Origin of the sequence: Streptomyces sp. CB02414, from assembly GCF_001905385.1 — a bacterium.
GTDB lineage: Bacteria > Actinomycetota > Actinomycetes > Streptomycetales > Streptomycetaceae > Streptomyces.
Genome location: NZ_LIPF01000004.1, coordinates 83,310 through 97,896 on the forward strand (window position 1 = coordinate 83,310; position 14,587 = coordinate 97,896).

The 14,587-nt window shown below is 72.6% G+C and carries 13 protein-coding genes; 3 read left to right on the forward strand and 10 right to left on the reverse strand.

Annotated features, from left to right (window positions below):
* Positions 1 to 4: 4 nt before the first annotated feature.
* Positions 5 to 2,632 carry a SpoIIE family protein phosphatase gene (locus tag AMK11_RS14550; protein ID WP_073727890.1) on the reverse strand — a complete coding sequence of 876 codons (2,628 nt, stop codon included), beginning with the start codon at positions 2,630 to 2,632 and terminating at the stop codon, positions 5 to 7.
* A gap of 184 nt (positions 2,633 to 2,816) precedes the next feature.
* On the opposite strand from AMK11_RS14550, the gene AMK11_RS14555 reads away from it, so the two are divergent.
* A complete protein-coding gene (locus tag AMK11_RS14555; protein WP_073726999.1) occupies positions 2,817 to 3,038 on the forward strand; it encodes a hypothetical protein in 222 nt (73 codons plus the stop codon).
* Between the two features lie 218 nt (positions 3,039 to 3,256).
* The gene (locus tag AMK11_RS14560) at positions 3,257 to 4,678 is read left to right on the forward strand and encodes a Gfo/Idh/MocA family protein (RefSeq protein WP_073727001.1); all 1,422 of its coding nucleotides are present in this window, start codon (positions 3,257 to 3,259) and stop codon (positions 4,676 to 4,678) included.
* Positions 4,679 to 4,810: 132 nt separating this feature from the next.
* Here the strand turns inward: AMK11_RS14560 and AMK11_RS14565 are convergent, their stop codons facing one another.
* Positions 4,811 to 5,566 (reverse strand): L,D-transpeptidase family protein, encoded by a 756-nt coding sequence (locus AMK11_RS14565; protein ID WP_073727003.1) that lies wholly within the window; start codon positions 5,564 to 5,566, stop codon positions 4,811 to 4,813.
* A gap of 366 nt (positions 5,567 to 5,932) precedes the next feature.
* On the opposite strand from AMK11_RS14565, the gene AMK11_RS14570 reads away from it, so the two are divergent.
* Entirely contained in the window at positions 5,933 to 6,136 is a 204-nt protein-coding gene (locus AMK11_RS14570; RefSeq protein ID WP_003978336.1) for a cold-shock protein, read from the forward strand.
* 86 nt (positions 6,137 to 6,222) lie between these two features.
* On the opposite strand, the gene AMK11_RS14575 is transcribed toward AMK11_RS14570, so the two are convergent.
* From AMK11_RS14575 to glpK, 8 genes are all read right to left on the reverse strand, one after another.
* A complete protein-coding gene (locus AMK11_RS14575) occupies positions 6,223 to 7,056 on the reverse strand; it encodes an alpha/beta fold hydrolase (RefSeq protein WP_073727005.1) in 834 nt (277 codons plus the stop codon).
* A gap of 45 nt (positions 7,057 to 7,101) precedes the next feature.
* Positions 7,102 to 7,917 (reverse strand): SAM-dependent methyltransferase, encoded by an 816-nt coding sequence (locus AMK11_RS14580; RefSeq protein ID WP_073727007.1) that lies wholly within the window; start codon positions 7,915 to 7,917, stop codon positions 7,102 to 7,104.
* Between the two features lie 87 nt (positions 7,918 to 8,004).
* Complete coding sequence (locus AMK11_RS14585) at positions 8,005 to 8,913, reverse strand: SMP-30/gluconolactonase/LRE family protein (RefSeq protein WP_073727009.1); 909 nt, start codon at positions 8,911 to 8,913, stop codon at positions 8,005 to 8,007.
* A gap of 32 nt (positions 8,914 to 8,945) precedes the next feature.
* Complete coding sequence (locus AMK11_RS14590; RefSeq protein ID WP_073727011.1) at positions 8,946 to 10,112, reverse strand: YncE family protein; 1,167 nt, start codon at positions 10,110 to 10,112, stop codon at positions 8,946 to 8,948.
* Complete coding sequence (locus AMK11_RS14595) at positions 10,109 to 10,759, reverse strand: ankyrin repeat domain-containing protein (protein ID WP_073727013.1); 651 nt, start codon at positions 10,757 to 10,759, stop codon at positions 10,109 to 10,111. Before AMK11_RS14595 ends, AMK11_RS14590 begins: the two co-directional genes overlap by 4 nt.
* 152 nt (positions 10,760 to 10,911) lie before the next feature.
* Positions 10,912 to 11,565, reverse strand: a complete 654-nt coding sequence (locus AMK11_RS14600) for a maleylpyruvate isomerase N-terminal domain-containing protein (RefSeq protein ID WP_073727015.1) — start codon at positions 11,563 to 11,565, stop codon at positions 10,912 to 10,914.
* 334 nt (positions 11,566 to 11,899) lie between these two features.
* On the reverse strand, positions 11,900 to 12,991 hold the full coding sequence (locus AMK11_RS14605; RefSeq protein ID WP_073727017.1) for an AI-2E family transporter: 1,092 nt from the start codon (positions 12,989 to 12,991) through the stop codon (positions 11,900 to 11,902).
* Between the two features lie 56 nt (positions 12,992 to 13,047).
* Positions 13,048 to 14,565, reverse strand: coding sequence for a glycerol kinase GlpK (gene glpK, locus AMK11_RS14610; protein ID WP_073727019.1), 1,518 nt, complete (start codon positions 14,563 to 14,565; stop codon positions 13,048 to 13,050).
* Positions 14,566 to 14,587 lie beyond the last annotated feature (22 nt).

Sequence of the window (14,587 nt, forward strand, 5' to 3'; positions counted from 1 at the left end):
GCGGTCACGAGGGGCGGACGGCGAGGAGGGCGATGTCGTCGGTGTTGTCGGCCCCCAGGCCGATCAACAGCTCGTCGCAGAACGTGTCGAGCGGCTCGCGCGCCAGGTCGGCGGTGTGCCGTCGCAGCCGGCTCAGGGCCTCGTCGAGAGGTTCGTTCCGGCGCTCGACCAGACCGTCGGTGTAGAGCAGCAGAGTCGAGCGGGCCGGCAACGGGAGACCGGCCGTGCCGCGCGGCATCTCGGGGTCCATGCCGAGGAGCAGGCCCGTTCCCCCGTCCAGGTAACGGGTCTCGCCCTCGGCCGTGGTCAGCAGCGGCGGCAGGTGACCGGCGGAGGAGTAGCGGAACTCCCAGTGAGTACCCGGCGCGCGGTCCTTCAGCAGGCCGTAGACGCACGTGGCGGTGGCCTCCTGGTGGAGAGTGTGGTTCGCCAGGTCCAGGCGGCGCAGCACCTCCGCGGGTGGCTCCTCGCGGTCCACCGCGATGCCTCGGAGCATGCTGCGCAACTGGCTCATGGTGATGGCCGCATCCAGGTCATGGCCCGAGACGTCGCCGATGACCAGGGCAGTGTCCCCGCCGGGCAGGACGAAACTGTCGTACCAGTCACCGCCGACCTGTGCGGTGGTCGACGAGGCGGCGTAACGGGCCGCCAGCTCCAGCCCCCTCACCGACGGCAGCACCGGCAGCAGCGAGCGTTGCAGCCGCTCCGCGATGGAGCGGGTGTCCTGGTACAGACGGGCGTTGTCGATCCCCAGCGCGAGACTGTGCACCAGGTCGTCGACGAGGGCCAGGTCCTCGTCGGTGAACGGCCGCCCGCCGGGCGCACGGGCGAGGGTCAGCGCACCCAGGATCTTCCGCCGGGCTCGCAGCGGGGCGACGACGGCGCTGCCGGCCCCCAGCCCGCGGAACAGCTCACGGTAGTTCTCGTCCAGTCCGCTGTCGGACTGCCCCGGCGGCGGTGCCTCGGTGAGCAGCAGCGGCCCCGCGCCGCGCAGCACTCGGGCGAGCGGACCGCGCGACTGTTCGGAGACGGCCGGAAGCCGGCCCTCGTAGGCGGCGGGGCGCAGGCCGCCGGGATTCCGGTGGACGACGCGGACCCGGTCCACCTGGGCGTGTTCGGTGAACAGGTCCAGGATGCACCAGTCCGCCAGCCGCCGCGTGAGCAGCCGACCGGCGCGCAGCAGCCCTTCGTCCAGGTCCAGGGCGTCATTGAGCTGGGATCCCAGGTCGGCCAGGAGAGAGAGCCGGTCCAGCGCCGACATGATGCCGCCGTCACCATCCGTCCCGGAACGGCCCGGCGGAGCGGACGCGGCGGAGTCCGCGTCGGACGGTTCCGGGACGGCCTCCCGGTTGAGGTCCGGCGCTCTCGGTCCGTCGAGGGACGTGGTCGCCCGCGGGGTGAGCTGAGCAACGAAGACGGCACGTCCGTCGGCCGTCTCCTGCGTCTGGATGAACAGCCGCACCGGAACCAGTCCGCCGTCACGGTGCAGCGCCGGAAGCGGCACGGAGCGGCCCACGATGCGGGTGCGGCCGGTCAGCAGCATCGAGCTGAACGCCGTCAGGTGCCGTCGGCGCAGATGCTCGGGGATGAGCGTGGTGAGCCGGCGCCCCACCAGGTCCTCCGGGACCCAGCCCAGCAGATCGGCCGCGGGCCCGTTCGCCGCGACGATCCGGTTGGCGTCATCGGCCGCGATGGTCGGGATCCGGCTGGTACGCAGCTGGTCCGGGTCCCACGGAACCGGTTCGGCGGAGCTGATCTCCGGATCGTGAGGCACCAGGGTCCACGCCGTGGGCAGGCCACCGTCCAGCTGGTCGATGATCTGGCCGAGGAACCAGTCCTGGAACGCCCGGCAGCGTGGAAGGAAGGGCAGCGCGAGCAGTCCTTCCTCCCGCGCCGCCTCCTCCGCGAGGTCGAGTGTCCGGCGCAGCGCCCGGACGGCCGGCAAGGCGTCGGCCGGGAGCGGCAGGAGCAGGGAGCGCAGGCCGGAATCGGAGAGCGGCTCCTCCGGCGCGGCCGCCACACACGCACTGATCACGTTGTTCGCATCGTTGGCGGTGGCGAGCTGCCCGGCCGCCACGGGCATGGGACCGCCGGCGGACGCCGCCAGGGTCAGCTCCCGCAGGACCGCGTGCCGGTGCAGCCGGCACGCGGACTCCAGCGCGCCGGGTACGTCGACGAGCATCACCGTCCGTTCGGCGGCACACGGCGCCACCTCGGCCGCCCACCCGGACGGGGGCGGCGGCGGACCGTCGGACCACAACTCGAACCAGACAGTCTTGCCCCCGTCGTCGACGTCGACCCCGTACCGGGACGCCAAGTGCTCCACCAGAGTCAGCCCCTGCCCCGTGCCCGCGTGAGGCGGCCAGTGCTGCGGCACGAGTCCGCGGTCCGGGCGCCGGTCGCGGACGCGAACCGCCACCAGGCCCTCTCGTCGGGACAGCGTCACCTCGGCCTCGGTACGCGCGTGCAGCACCGCGTTGGTGACCAGTTCGCTGACCAGGAGCTGCGCCGTGTCCACCAGGTCCGAGGCGGTGCCCTCCAGCGCGACCCGCACGAACCGGCGAGCGGCCGCCACGCTCACCGGCCCGCCCGGGAATCGTCGTGACACAGTCGCCGGATCGAGGGAACCCATGTCCTCAGTGTGTGCCCGGCACGGCCCGCCGCGCAGCGCGCCGTACCGGCGGGCCGCGACCTCGTGCCGCCGCCGTCCGCCGGTCGGGTGGCCGGCCGGGGCGGGAGCCGTGATCACGGTGCCGGCGCGGTGCTGGTAGCGTCGCGTGGTCGCGGCGGGCGGAGCGAGGGAGGTGTGGCGGCGCGTGACAGAGCGGCAGGACCGTGAGTGGGTGGCGATGACACCCGGCGACTTCGACCGGGACGCGCCGCTGGTCCTCAACGTGGGCACCGGGCCCGCCACCGTCCCGGCCGAGCCGGACGAGTACGGCACCGCACCCCTGTTCGGTGAGACGGCACCCGTGCGGGCCGCCCCGCGCCGCGGCCGGCGAGGACGGCCCGCACCCGCCCAGGAGCGGCTTTTCTGACCGTCCCCGCCGGGGACCAGGCAGTAGCGCACCTTCACCCGGCTGTGCCGCCGCGCGGGCGCGTGCCGTACGGGATACCGCACCGTTCGGTGCGCGGAAGTGCTCGGAACGGCTTTGTATCGAGCACGTATTGACATGCAACGGTCGAGGCCGCAGAGTCATGCCCCGAAAGCGTGCCCCCACCGTGATGCCGACCGCCCACGAGGAGTGTTGCCGTCATGTCCGAAACGCCCGCTGTCTCACGCCGACTCCTCCTGGGCGGTGCCGTCGCCACCGGCGCGCTCGCGGCCGGGATGACCGCGTCGGCCCCGTCCGCGGCGGCTGCCGAGCCCGCCCCCCGCCGCAGACACGGCCAGAAGTCGATGATCGGTGTGCCGTTCGACGCCCACAGAACCGTCCGGGTCGGCGTCATCGGCCTGGGCAACCGGGGCGGGGGCATGATCACGGGCTGGGCGGCCGTACCCGGCTGCACCGTGACCGCCGTCTGCGACATCCGTGCCGACCGCGCCAAGCGCGCCGCCGACCGCCTGGAGAGCAAGGGCCACCCCCGGCCCGCCGAGTACGGCGGCTCCGCCGACTCCTACGCCCGGATGCTCAGGCGCGACGACATCGACCTCGTCTACATCGCCACGCCGTGGGAGTTCCACTACGAGCAGGGCAGGGCCGCGCTGCTCAGCGGCCGGCACGCCGTGGTGGAACTCCCCGTCGCGACGGAACTGCGCGAACTGTGGGACCTGGTCGACACCTCGGAGCGCACCCGCAGGCACCTGCTGCTCTCCGAGAACTGCAGCTACGGCCGCAACGAACTGGCCATGCTCAAGGCCGCGCACGACGGCCTGTTCGGCGACGTCACCAACGGCCACGGCGGCTACCTGCACGACCTGCGGGAACTCCTGTTCTCCGACACCTACTACACCGACTCCTGGCGCCGCCTGTGGCACACCCGCAGCACCGCGTCCTTCTACCCCATGCACGGGCTGGCGCCCATCGCGGCCGCCATGGACGTCAACCGCGGCGACCGCATGGCCACCCTGAGCGCCACCTCGACCGCCCCGAAGGGCCTGGCCGACTACCGCGCACGCTTCGTCCCGAGGGACCACCCGTCCTGGAAGGAGAAGTACATCAACGGCGACCTGGTCACCTGCATGATCGAGACGGCGAAGGGCAGGACGATCCGCGCCGAGCACGACGTCAGCTCGCCCCGGCCCTACAGCCGCATCAACACCCTCGCGGGGAGCCGGGGCATCGTCGAGGACTACGCCGGACCCGCCCCGACCGGCGCCCGGATCTACGTCGAGCCGGACCACAGCGGCCACACCTGGCGCGACTTCGAGGGCTACCGCAAGGAGTACGACCACTGGCTCTGGCAGAAGGTCGGCGACGACGCGGCCAACAACGGCGGCCACGGTGGCATGGACTACGTGCTGCAGTGGCGCATCGTCCAGTCGATGCGGGCGGGCCTGGTACCGGACATCGACGTGTACGACTCCGCCGCCTGGTGCTCGCCCGTCCCCCTGAGCGTGAAGTCGCTGGCCAGGGGCGGACGCCCGGTGGAGATCCCCGACTTCACCCGGGGCGCCTGGCGTGAGCGCAGGCCCGGCCTCGACTCGGCCCCCACCGACATGCCGCCCGTCGGCTGAACCGTACGGACGGACCGGCTCCCGGCCACGGCTCCCCTCGGGCAGCCGTGACCGGGGGCCGCACCGCGGGGGACCGGACCCGCACGAAGGGGCGACGACTCCTTCACGGATGGACACCCGCCGTGGGGCGCCCTACCGCATCAGGACCGACTTCGGCCCCATCACCACGACCGGCTCCTTGTCCGGGTCCAGGGCGGTGAGCAGCGCGCGCATGTGCTCCTCGCTCAGGGACACGCAGGCGTTGGTCGGCCCGTCGTGGTCCACGTGGATCCAGACGCCGCCGCCCTTGTCCTCGCCCAGCGGGCGGGTCTTGTCCAGCGGGGTGGTGCCGGGCACCCGGTTGTAGTCGATGGCGATCACGTAGTCGAACGAACCCTCCAGCGGCTCTCCGAGGTGCCCCGTGCCCGACACCGCGAACTGCGGGTCCTGGTCGTAGGGGAGCCGGGTTCCCGGGTCGGGCAGCCTGCCCCCGGCGTCGCTCAGCCGGAACACGCCGACGGGCGTGTGCAGGTCGCCCGCCTCGTGGTCGTCGGTCCAGCCGCGCAGCCCGTTGTGCGCGGGCCAGGGACCGGCGACGGCACGCCAGCCCTGTGCGGGGTACCGCTCGTACAGGACCGCCCGGGCCCGGTTCGAGCTCTCCGTCGCGCCGGTGACGACCAGCGCCTGCCGGGTGGCGTCGGGGAGCCGGGCGCGCATGGCCGGCCCGACCCCGGGCAGGGGCCGGGGGAAGGAGCGCGGGGGGCCGGCCTGCGGGGACACGGACGTGCCCGGCGGCTGCGAGTCCCGGGGTGACGCCGCCTCCGACGGCTGCCGGGCGCACCCGGTCGCCAGTACGCCGGTGCACAGGACGGCGCCGATCACCAGGGCCAGCGCTCTTCTGACGGTCATAACGATCTCCGACTCCGTTGGTGGACTACTCATTGCTTCTCCACTAACGGAACCGGGTTGTGCGGCCGCCTCGCCGTCTCCCCCGTATGGCGCAGGAGCCGACCGCGCGACCGCCCGCCGAAAGGCCCGGCGGCACCGGTCCGTCGTGCCGCCACCGACGGCCCGAACGCAACATCGTTGCCGCTCGGACCCCTTACTCACTGGTGGGGCTCGGACATGCCGTGTAGCGTCAGCAGCAGATGTCGTGGTTCGCCCAGACCGCCCGCGCCGGAGTGCGGGCGGTTTGCTGTGCAATGCCGGAGGACCAGGACGACCACCTCCGGGTTCGCACGGTGCGGATCCGATATCGGCTGAAAGGCAAAAGGCATGGCCAGCGGAACCGTCAAGTGGTTCAACTCCGAAAAGGGCTTCGGCTTCATCGCGCAGGACGGCGGGGGTCCCGACGTCTTCGCGCACTACTCCAACATCAACGCCCAGGGCTACCGCGAGCTGCAGGAAGGCCAGGCCGTCACCTTCGACATCACCCAGGGCCAGAAGGGCCCGCAGGCGGAGAACATCACCCCCGCCTGACCGGGAGACCGCCGAACTGAGCACGGTGCCCGGGAGCCGCTCGGCTCCCGGGCACCGTGCCGTTGTCGCAGGCCCTCACACCACCGTCAGACAAGCCGCCGCAGGAAGGCGAGCAGCGCGGCGGTGAGTTCGGCGGGCGCGTCCTCCTGTACGAGGTGGCCCGCGCCGGCGATCGGCTCCAGACGGGCGCCGGGGACGGCCGCCGCGAGCTCGCGTCCCTTCGCCACCGGGATCCAGGCGTCGTCCTCGCCCCAGCAGACCAGCGTCGGTACCCCGATGGTGGCGTACCGGTCCTGGATCTCGTCGGTGTGCCGCTGGTCGGCCTGGGCGATCTGCCGGTAGAAGGCCGGCTGCCCCGCTTCGCCGAGCCACGGCCGCACCAACCGCTCCAGTACCGCCGGGTGCAGACCCGGACCGCTGGCGGAAGCCACGTACTCGGCGACCAGAGCCCCGTGGAGCGACGGCGGCAGCGCCTCGAAGACCTCGGCGTGGTCGCGGACCAGCCGGAAGAACGGCGACCCCCAGGGAGCCAGCGCGACCGGATCGACCAGGGCCAGAGCCCGGTAGCGGGCGCCGTGCAGCAGATGGGCGCGCAGCGCCACCGCACCCCCGAAGTCGTGGGCGACCACGACGGGCTCCGCCAGACCCCAGTGGTCCAGCAGTTCGGTGAAGACCCGGCCCTGGGCGGCCAGGGACACGTCCTGACCCGGGAACTTCTCCGACATCCCGTAGCCCGGCATGTCCCAGACGAACACCTGGTGGTCCCGCGCCAGCGAACGGGCCACCGCGCGCCAGACGTAGGAGGAGAACGGCGTGCCGTGCAGCAGGACCAGAGGCTGCCGGCCCGCCTCACCCAGCCGGTTCCAGCGGACGGCCCCCGTACTCCCGGCGAACGTCTCGGGCAGCGGCCACGTGGACATGTGCTTGCCTTTCTCTCCGGGCGGGGCGCCCTCGCCGGTGCGGACTCAGGGCTTGCGGGCCAGACCGCCGTGCTCGCCGATGGGCTCCGGCGCGGGGGAGGCGGCGTCCGGACGCCACAGGGGGACGGAGACGACTCCGGGTTCCACCAGCTCCAGCCCGTCGAAGTACGCCGTGATCTCGTCCACGGTGCGCAGGTTGTACGGCACCGCGCCGCTCTCGTTGTACGCGTCCTGGGCCTGTTCGAACCCCGGATCGATGCCCCGGGAGCCGTCGTTGACGGAGAGGTAGCTGCCCGGGGGCAGTGCGTCCATCAGCCGGGTGACGATGGAACGCGCCTGGTCGTAGTCGGCGACGTGCCCCAGGATGTTGCTGAGGATGAGGGCGACCGGCCGTTCGAAGTCCAGCGTCCTGGCGGCGCCCCGCAGGACGCTGTCCGGGTCGAGCACGTCCGAGTCGATGTACGCGGTCGCCCCCTCGGGAGTGGAGTAGAGCAGCGCGCGGGCGTGCGCGAGGACCATCGGATCGTTGTCCACGTAGACGATCCGGGACTCGGGGGCGATGCGCTGGGCGACCTCGTGGGTGTTGTCGGCGGTCGGCAGGCCGGTACCGATGTCGAGGAACTGACGGACACCCGCCTCGGCGACCAGGTACGTGATGTTGCGGCGCAGGAAGGCGCGGCTGCTGCGGGCGATGGTGACGATGCCGGGGAAGACGGCGGTGTACGCGTCGCCGGCGTCCTCGTCGACCGGGTAGTTGTCCTTCCCGCCCAGCCAGTAGTTCCAGATCCGGGCCGAGTGCGGCACCGAGGTGTCGATCTTCTGGTGCGCTGCGGGGCCGGGGTTCGTCACGGGGTCGCTCATGGGTACGGTCCGTCTTTCAGCCGAGTCATGGGTGCTTCGTCACAACCTACGCCGCAACTGCCCTCCCTCGCACACCGGTTCGCCTGCTCAGACGCGCGGTGCGCCCGTCACGGACATCACCAGCGAGTACAGGGAGGTGGTGGCCGTGATGAACAGGCGGTTGTTCCTGGGACCGCCGAAGGCGATGTTGGACACCGGCTCGGGCACCCGCAGCCGTCCGATCAGGGTGCCGTCGGGGTGGTAGCAGTGGACACCGTCGGCGAGCGCGGCGGCCCACAGACGGCCCGCGTCGTCGAAGCGGATGTTGTCGAAGTGCACGTCGCCACGGGCCTCGGCGAAAACCTTGCCGCCCGACAGCGTGCCGTCCTCCTGGACGTCGAACACGTGGATCCGGGCGGCCCGGGAGTCCGAGACGTACAGCCGCTTCTCGTCGGGGGAGAGGATCACGCCGTTGGGGCCGTCGAAGCCGTCGGCGGCGAGCCGCACCCGACCCGACCCCGGGTCGATCCGGTAGACGTTGCACGCGCCGATCTCCGACTCGGCGCGGTGCCCCTCGTAGTCGCTGAGGATGCCGAAGTCCGGGTCGGAGAACCAGACCGTGCCGTCCGAGCGCACGACGGAGTCGTTCGGGCTGTTGAGCCGCTTGCCGTCGTAGCGGTCGGCGAGGACGGTCACGGTCCCGTCGGCCTCGGTGCGGGTGACCCGGCGGTTGCCCTGCTCGCAGGTGACCAGCCGGCCCCGCCGGTCCAGGGTGTTGCCGTTGCTGTGGCCGGCCGGGGAGCGGAAGACGCCGACCGTGCCGGTGGACTCGTCCCAGCGCAGGATGCGGTCGTTGGGGATGTCGCTCCACACGAGCTGACGCCAGGCCGGCACGTACAAGGGGCCCTCGGCCCAGCGGCAGCCGTCGTGCAGGACCTCCAGCCTGCTGTCGCCGCTCGCGCAGCGCCTGGTGCGGAAGCGGTCGTCCAGGATCTCGTACAGGCCGTCGGCGGACATGGTGCCCTCTCAGCGAGATGATCAGGATGGGCTCAACGTATCCCCGGCAGCACGGCGATGCCCAGAGGCCGTTCACCGACCGGCAGCCGTGTCACCCGGCCCGTGGCGGTGTCGACCACGCTCAGGCCGTTCCAGTAGCCGTCACGGGTGAAGCCGCCGGAGACGTAGGCGGTGCGGCCGTCCGCCGAGGGGACGACACTCTCGTGCGGACCGTCCAGCGGGATCACCCGCTCGTCGCCGCCGGGCGTCCGTACCGTCAGGGACGGGCCGTCGTCCTCGGACGGATCGATCGGACCGGCCCCCACGACGTACAGCGTTCCGTCGGCACCGACCGCCGCGCCGTGCTGGTGCGTGTCGGCCGTCATGTCCTCGATGCGCACCCGTCCGGTGCGCGGATCGACCACGGCGAGGCGTTCGCCCTCGAAGGGCAGCAGCAGGGCTCCGTCCGAGGGGCGTACGGCGGTGTAGTGCGGCTTGAGCCACGAACCGAGGCCGCCCTCGGTGCCGTACGGGGCCACCTCGATGCCGCGGGTCGTCCAGGCGCCGGTGTCGACGACGGTGACGTCGAAGGAGTCGTGGTTGGTGGCGTAGACGTGGCGACCGTCGCGGGAGACGTCGACGTCGAAGGGCCGGCGCCCGACCGGCACGGTCCGCGTCACCTTCCTCCGCTCGGCGTCGATGACCTCCAGGGTGCCGTTGCCACCGGGCACGTTGACGCCGACGTAGACCCGGCTGCCGTCCGGGGACAGGGCGATGCCCATGCCGCCGCCCCGGTACTCGCCGGTCGTCACGGGGCCGACGTCGGTCGTGTAGGGGATCAGGCCGGTGCGCTCGCGCGTACGGGTGTCCACGACGGCCACGCCCTGTGCCGTCGCGACCCATGCCGTGCCGTCGTCGTCGACGGCGAGACCGTAGGGAGCCGTCCCCACCCGCACCGACCCCAGGTCGGCCGCCGAGCCCCGCCGGCCGGGGTCGACGAAGGTCACGGTGTCGGCGCCGAAGTCCGTCACCAGCAGCGTGCCTTCGTGCGTGGTGGCCGTGTCCGTGCCGGGGGCCGGAGTGCGGGCGGGTGCCGTGGCGGCGGGCGGGACGGACCCCGGGCCACCGGCCTGCGTGCCGCCGCCGGACGTGCATCCGGCCAGCGTCGCGGTCACGGCGGCCAGCACGGCGAGGTGCGGAGCGAGAAGGCGCCGGTTCACCGCTGTCCGCCCTTCCGGAGGCCGCCGGTGCCGTCCGGCTCGGCGCGCCGCAGCATGTCGGCGATCGCACGGAATCCCCTGCGCTCGGCGTGGGCCCGGGCCGTGACGCCGTCGCCGTCCGGCAGCGACGGGTCGGCGCCCGCCGCGAGCAGCGCCTCCACCACCTCCTGGTGCGGACGGCCGCCGTCACCGAGGACGACCGCCTCCAGGAGCGCGGTCCAGCCGAGCCGGTTGACGTGGTCCACGTCGGTCGCCGTCTCGGCGAGCACGGCCCGCACGTAGGCCACGTGACCGCGCTCGCTCGCCGGGATCACCGACACTCCGCCGAAGCGGTTGGTCAGCGTCACGTCCGGACCACCGGGCAGCAGCGCCCGCATCATCGCGACGCTGCCCGTGACCCCGGTGACCAGCCACGCGCTGTCCTCGCGGGCGTCCTGCGCGTTGACGTCGGCGCCTTGGGCGACCAGCAGTTCCGCGACCGGCACCCGGTCGGCCAGGGCGGCCCGCAGCAGTGCCGTACGGCCCTCCTCGTCGCGTGCTTCCACGTCGGCGCCCGCCAGGAGCGCCGCCCGGACGGCATCGGTGTCCCCGCGGTGCGCGGCGGCGAGCAGGGCGAGGCCGGCTGGAGTGGCTGATGAGTTCGTCATGGGGCGGGAACTCCGGAGTCTCGGGTGCTGGTCGCTCCAGCCTCCACCCCACGGGCGGCGGAGCCGGTCGGCACACCGGTCCCTTCCGGTTCGCGGGACGGATGACGGGCATGTCATCCGATCGGATGACCCGCCGGGGCGCCGGGTGCTGGTCAGCCGACCGGGAAGGGGAGCCGCGCGGCCGTCCGGCCCAGTGCGGCCCGCTCCGCCCCGGTCGGTGCCCGCCGTCCGGTGCCGACCAGAAGCGCGTCCCGGTCGCCGAACGACGGCGGGAACGCCGCCCCGGCGATCCGCTCCAGCATCTCCCGCGACCGGGCGAGCCCCTCGGCGGACGGCCCCGGCACGTCCGGCAGGTGCGCGACCAGGTCGAGGTGGTGCAGTGTCCACTCCAGGACGTACGCGCCGAGGTAGTCGCCCGCGGTGAGCACCTCGTCGCGCGTACCGACCCGCCCTGCGGGGTCCGCGAGGCCGGCGGCCCGGCCGGCGGCGGAACCGACGTCGTCCAGATGGAACTTGAGGAGCCAGGGCTCCCGGTACGCGGCGGCCAGGCGGACGATCAGCGCGTCGAGCGGGTCGTCGCCGGCCGGGGCGGCGACGACGTCCCAGTACGTCACCGCGTCCCGGGTCGGTTCCGCGGTGGCGGGGGTGGCCAGCGTGATCAGGACGTCCTGGGCGTCGATGACCAGGTGGCACACCAGGTCCCGGACGAGCCAGCCGGCGCAGCCGGACGGCCGCGCGAAGTCCTCGTCACGCAGCCCGGCGACCGCGGTGCGCAACGCCGACCAGGAGCGCGAGAACAGATCCACGGCCGCAAGCTAGCAGCAAGCGGCCGTGCGAGGGGGACGGTTCACGGACCCGCCCGGAGAGCGGGAAGGCGGACTCGTCCGGAGAGCAGGCACGGACCGGCCCGGAGAACCAGCAGGGTCCCGGGCCACGGACCCGGGCCCGAGGGAGGGGCCACGGCCTTCAGCCGCGTACCCGGGCCACGGGGTCGCTTCAGGGATTGGAGCCACGGGGCCGGCCCGGGGACCCGGGCCAAGGGGCCGGTCCAGACACCCGGGGCCATGTACGCGTCCCAGGAACCGCGCCACGGGACCGGCCCGACTCTCCTCCCCCCCCCGCAGCCCGCGCCGTCCGCCCTCAGGCGTCCGCCGGCGCCGGTTGCTCAGGCGGGTCGACGAGCTGCTCGCGGACGTAGTTCCACACCACCGCGATCAGGGCGGCGACCGGTACGGCGAGCAGGCTGCCCACGATCCCGGCCAGACTGCCGCCCAGCGTCACCGCCAGCAGGATCACCGCGGCGTGCAGCCCGAGGCCGCGGCTCTGGATGATGGGCTGGAACACGTTGCCCTCCAGCTGCTGCACCACGGCGATGATCGCCAGCACGATCAGCGCGTCGGTCAGGCCGTTCGACACCAGGGCGATGAGGACGGCCACGAAGCCGGCGAACAGCGCGCCCACGATGGGCACGAACGCGGACACGAACGTCAGCACCGCGAGCGGCAGTACCAGGGGCACGTCCAGGATCCACAGCCCGAGGCCGATGAAGACCGCGTCGAGCAGGCCCACGAGCGCCTGCGAGCGGACGAACGAGCCCAGGGTCTCCCAGCTGCGCAGGGCGACGGCCGGGACGTCCGTGGCGAGGCGGCCGGGCAGCTGGCGGCCGAGCCACGGCAGGAAACGCGGCCCGTCCTTGAGGAAGAAGAACATCAGGAAGACGCCCAGGACGGCGGTGATGAGACCGTTGACCACCGTGCCCACCCCGGTGGCCACCGCGGTCACCACGCTGTCGACGCTGTCCTGGATGCGGGCCATCGCCGTGTCGAGCGCCCCCGTGATCTGGGCGTCGTCGATGTTCAGCGGCGGACCCGCGGCCCACTCCCGCAACCGCTCGATGCCCTCCACGACGCCCTCGGTCAACTCGTCGGTCTGGGAGGACATCGGCACCGCGATCAGCGCCACGACACCCGTCACGACCAGCAGGAACCCCACGGTCACCACGGAGGCGGCGAGCGCCGGAGGCCAGCTGTGCCGCCGCAGGAAGCGGGCGGCGGGCCAGGTCAGCGTGGTCAGGAGCAGACCGACTATCAACGGCCACACGACCGGCCACATGCGGCCGAGGAGCCACAGGGCCACCGCGAGCATGGCGAGTATCAGCAGCAACTCGGCAGAAACACGCGCGGTGTTGCGCATCGCGGCGCGCGTCCTCGCGGAACTCAATCTGGGAGACATGGGGATCACCTTATGGTGACGCCCGTCGCCCGCCTGACGTGGTCCTCAGGCCGGGGTCACTCGACCTTGACCCAGTCGAGCGTGCGCTGGACCGCCATCTTCCAGCCGGCGTACCCCTGCGCGCGCCGGTCCTCGGACCACTGGGGCTCCCAGCGCCTCGACTCGTGCCAGTGGGTGCGCAGTTCGTCGGTGTCCCGCCAGAACCCCGTGGCCAGCCCCGCCGCGTAGGCCGCGCCGAGCGCGGTGGTCTCCGCGACCACGGGCCGGCTGACGGGGACGCCGAGGACGTCGGCCTGGATCTGCATGCACAGGTCGTTGGCCGTCACACCGCCGTCGACCTTGAGCACGTCGAGGTGGACGCCGGAGTCCTGTTCCATGGCCTCGACGACATCCCGGCTCTGGTAGCAGATGGCCTCCAGCGTCGCCCGGGCCAGATGCGCGTTGTCGTTGTAGCGGGCGAGGCCCACGATCGCGCCGCGGGCGTCGGAACGCCAGTACGGCGCGAACAGGCCCGAGAACGCGGGCACGAAGTACATGCCGCCGTTGTCCTCGACACCGCGCGCGAGTTCCTCGCTCTCGGCGGCCGTCTTGATGATCTTCATCTGGTCGCGCAGCCACTGCACGGCGGACCCCGTCACCGCGATGGAGCCCTCCAGCGCGTAGACCACCGGGCTGTCGCCGAACTGGTAGGCCACGGTGGTGAGCAGCCCGCTGCGCGAACGGACCAGTTCCGTACCGGTGTTGAGGACCAGGAAGTTCCCGGTGCCGTACGTGTTCTTGGCCTCGCCGGGTGCGAAGCAGACCTGTCCGACGGTGGCCGCCTGCTGGTCGCCCAGGACCCCGCCGATGGGGACGGCGGCGCGCAGCGGCCGGGAGGTGCGGGTCGCGCCGTACGCCTCCGGATGGGAGGAGGGGTTGATGGTGGGCAGCATCGCGCGGGGGATGCCGAAGAAGCCCAGCAGTTCGTCGTCCCAGTCGAGCGTCTCCAGGTCCATCAGCATGGTGCGGCTCGCGTTGGTCACGTCGGTGGCGTGGATGCCGCCGTCGGGACCGCCGGTCAGGTTCCACAGCACCCAGGTGTCCGTGTTGCCGAACACGGCGTGGCCCGCCTCAGCCGCCTCCCGTACGCCGTCCACGTTCTCGAGGATCCACTGGATCTTGCCGGCCGAGAAGTAGGTCGCCGGCGGCAGTCCCGCCTTGCGCCGGATGACGTCGCCCCGGCCCGACCGCTCCAGGTTCGCCGCGATGGTGTCGGTGCGGGTGTCCTGCCAGACGATGGCGTTGTAGTACGGGCGGCCGTTGCGCGGGTCCCAGACCACCGTGGTCTCGCGCTGGTTGGTGATGCCGATGGCCGCGAGGTCGGTCCCCGACAGACCACCGTGGCGCAGGGCGTTCTGCATCACCGAGTTGGTCCGCTCCCAGATCTCCACGGGGTCGTGCTCCACCCAGCCCGAGCGGGGGAGGATCTGTTCGTGCTCCAGCTGGTGCTTCGCCACCTCGTTGCCGCCGTGGTCGAAAATCATGAATCGGGTGCTGGTGGTGCCCTGGTCCACCGCGCCGATGAAGTCCGCCATGATGTGCCGCCTCTCCGGCCGG

Coding starts and splice junctions, on each gene's coding strand:
- AMK11_RS14595 (WP_073727013.1), bottom strand. CDS start 10,759: ATGACGAACTCATCAGCCACTCCAGCCGGCCTCGCCCTGCTCGCCGCC.
- AMK11_RS14605 (WP_073727017.1), bottom strand. CDS start 12,991: ATGTCTCCCAGATTGAGTTCCGCGAGGACGCGCGCCGCGATGCGCAAC.
- glpK (WP_073727019.1), bottom strand. CDS start 14,565: ATGGCGGACTTCATCGGCGCGGTGGACCAGGGCACCACCAGCACCCGA.
- AMK11_RS14580 (WP_073727007.1), bottom strand. CDS start 7,917: ATGAGCGACCCCGTGACGAACCCCGGCCCCGCAGCGCACCAGAAGATC.
- AMK11_RS14575 (WP_073727005.1), bottom strand. CDS start 7,056: ATGTCCACGTGGCCGCTGCCCGAGACGTTCGCCGGGAGTACGGGGGCC.
- AMK11_RS14570 (WP_003978336.1), top strand. CDS start 5,933: ATGGCCAGCGGAACCGTCAAGTGGTTCAACTCCGAAAAGGGCTTCGGC.
- AMK11_RS14550 (WP_073727890.1), bottom strand. CDS start 2,632: ATGGGTTCCCTCGATCCGGCGACTGTGTCACGACGATTCCCGGGCGGG.
- AMK11_RS14560 (WP_073727001.1), top strand. CDS start 3,257: ATGTCCGAAACGCCCGCTGTCTCACGCCGACTCCTCCTGGGCGGTGCC.
- AMK11_RS14565 (WP_073727003.1), bottom strand. CDS start 5,566: ATGACCGTCAGAAGAGCGCTGGCCCTGGTGATCGGCGCCGTCCTGTGC.
- AMK11_RS14585 (WP_073727009.1), bottom strand. CDS start 8,913: ATGTCCGCCGACGGCCTGTACGAGATCCTGGACGACCGCTTCCGCACC.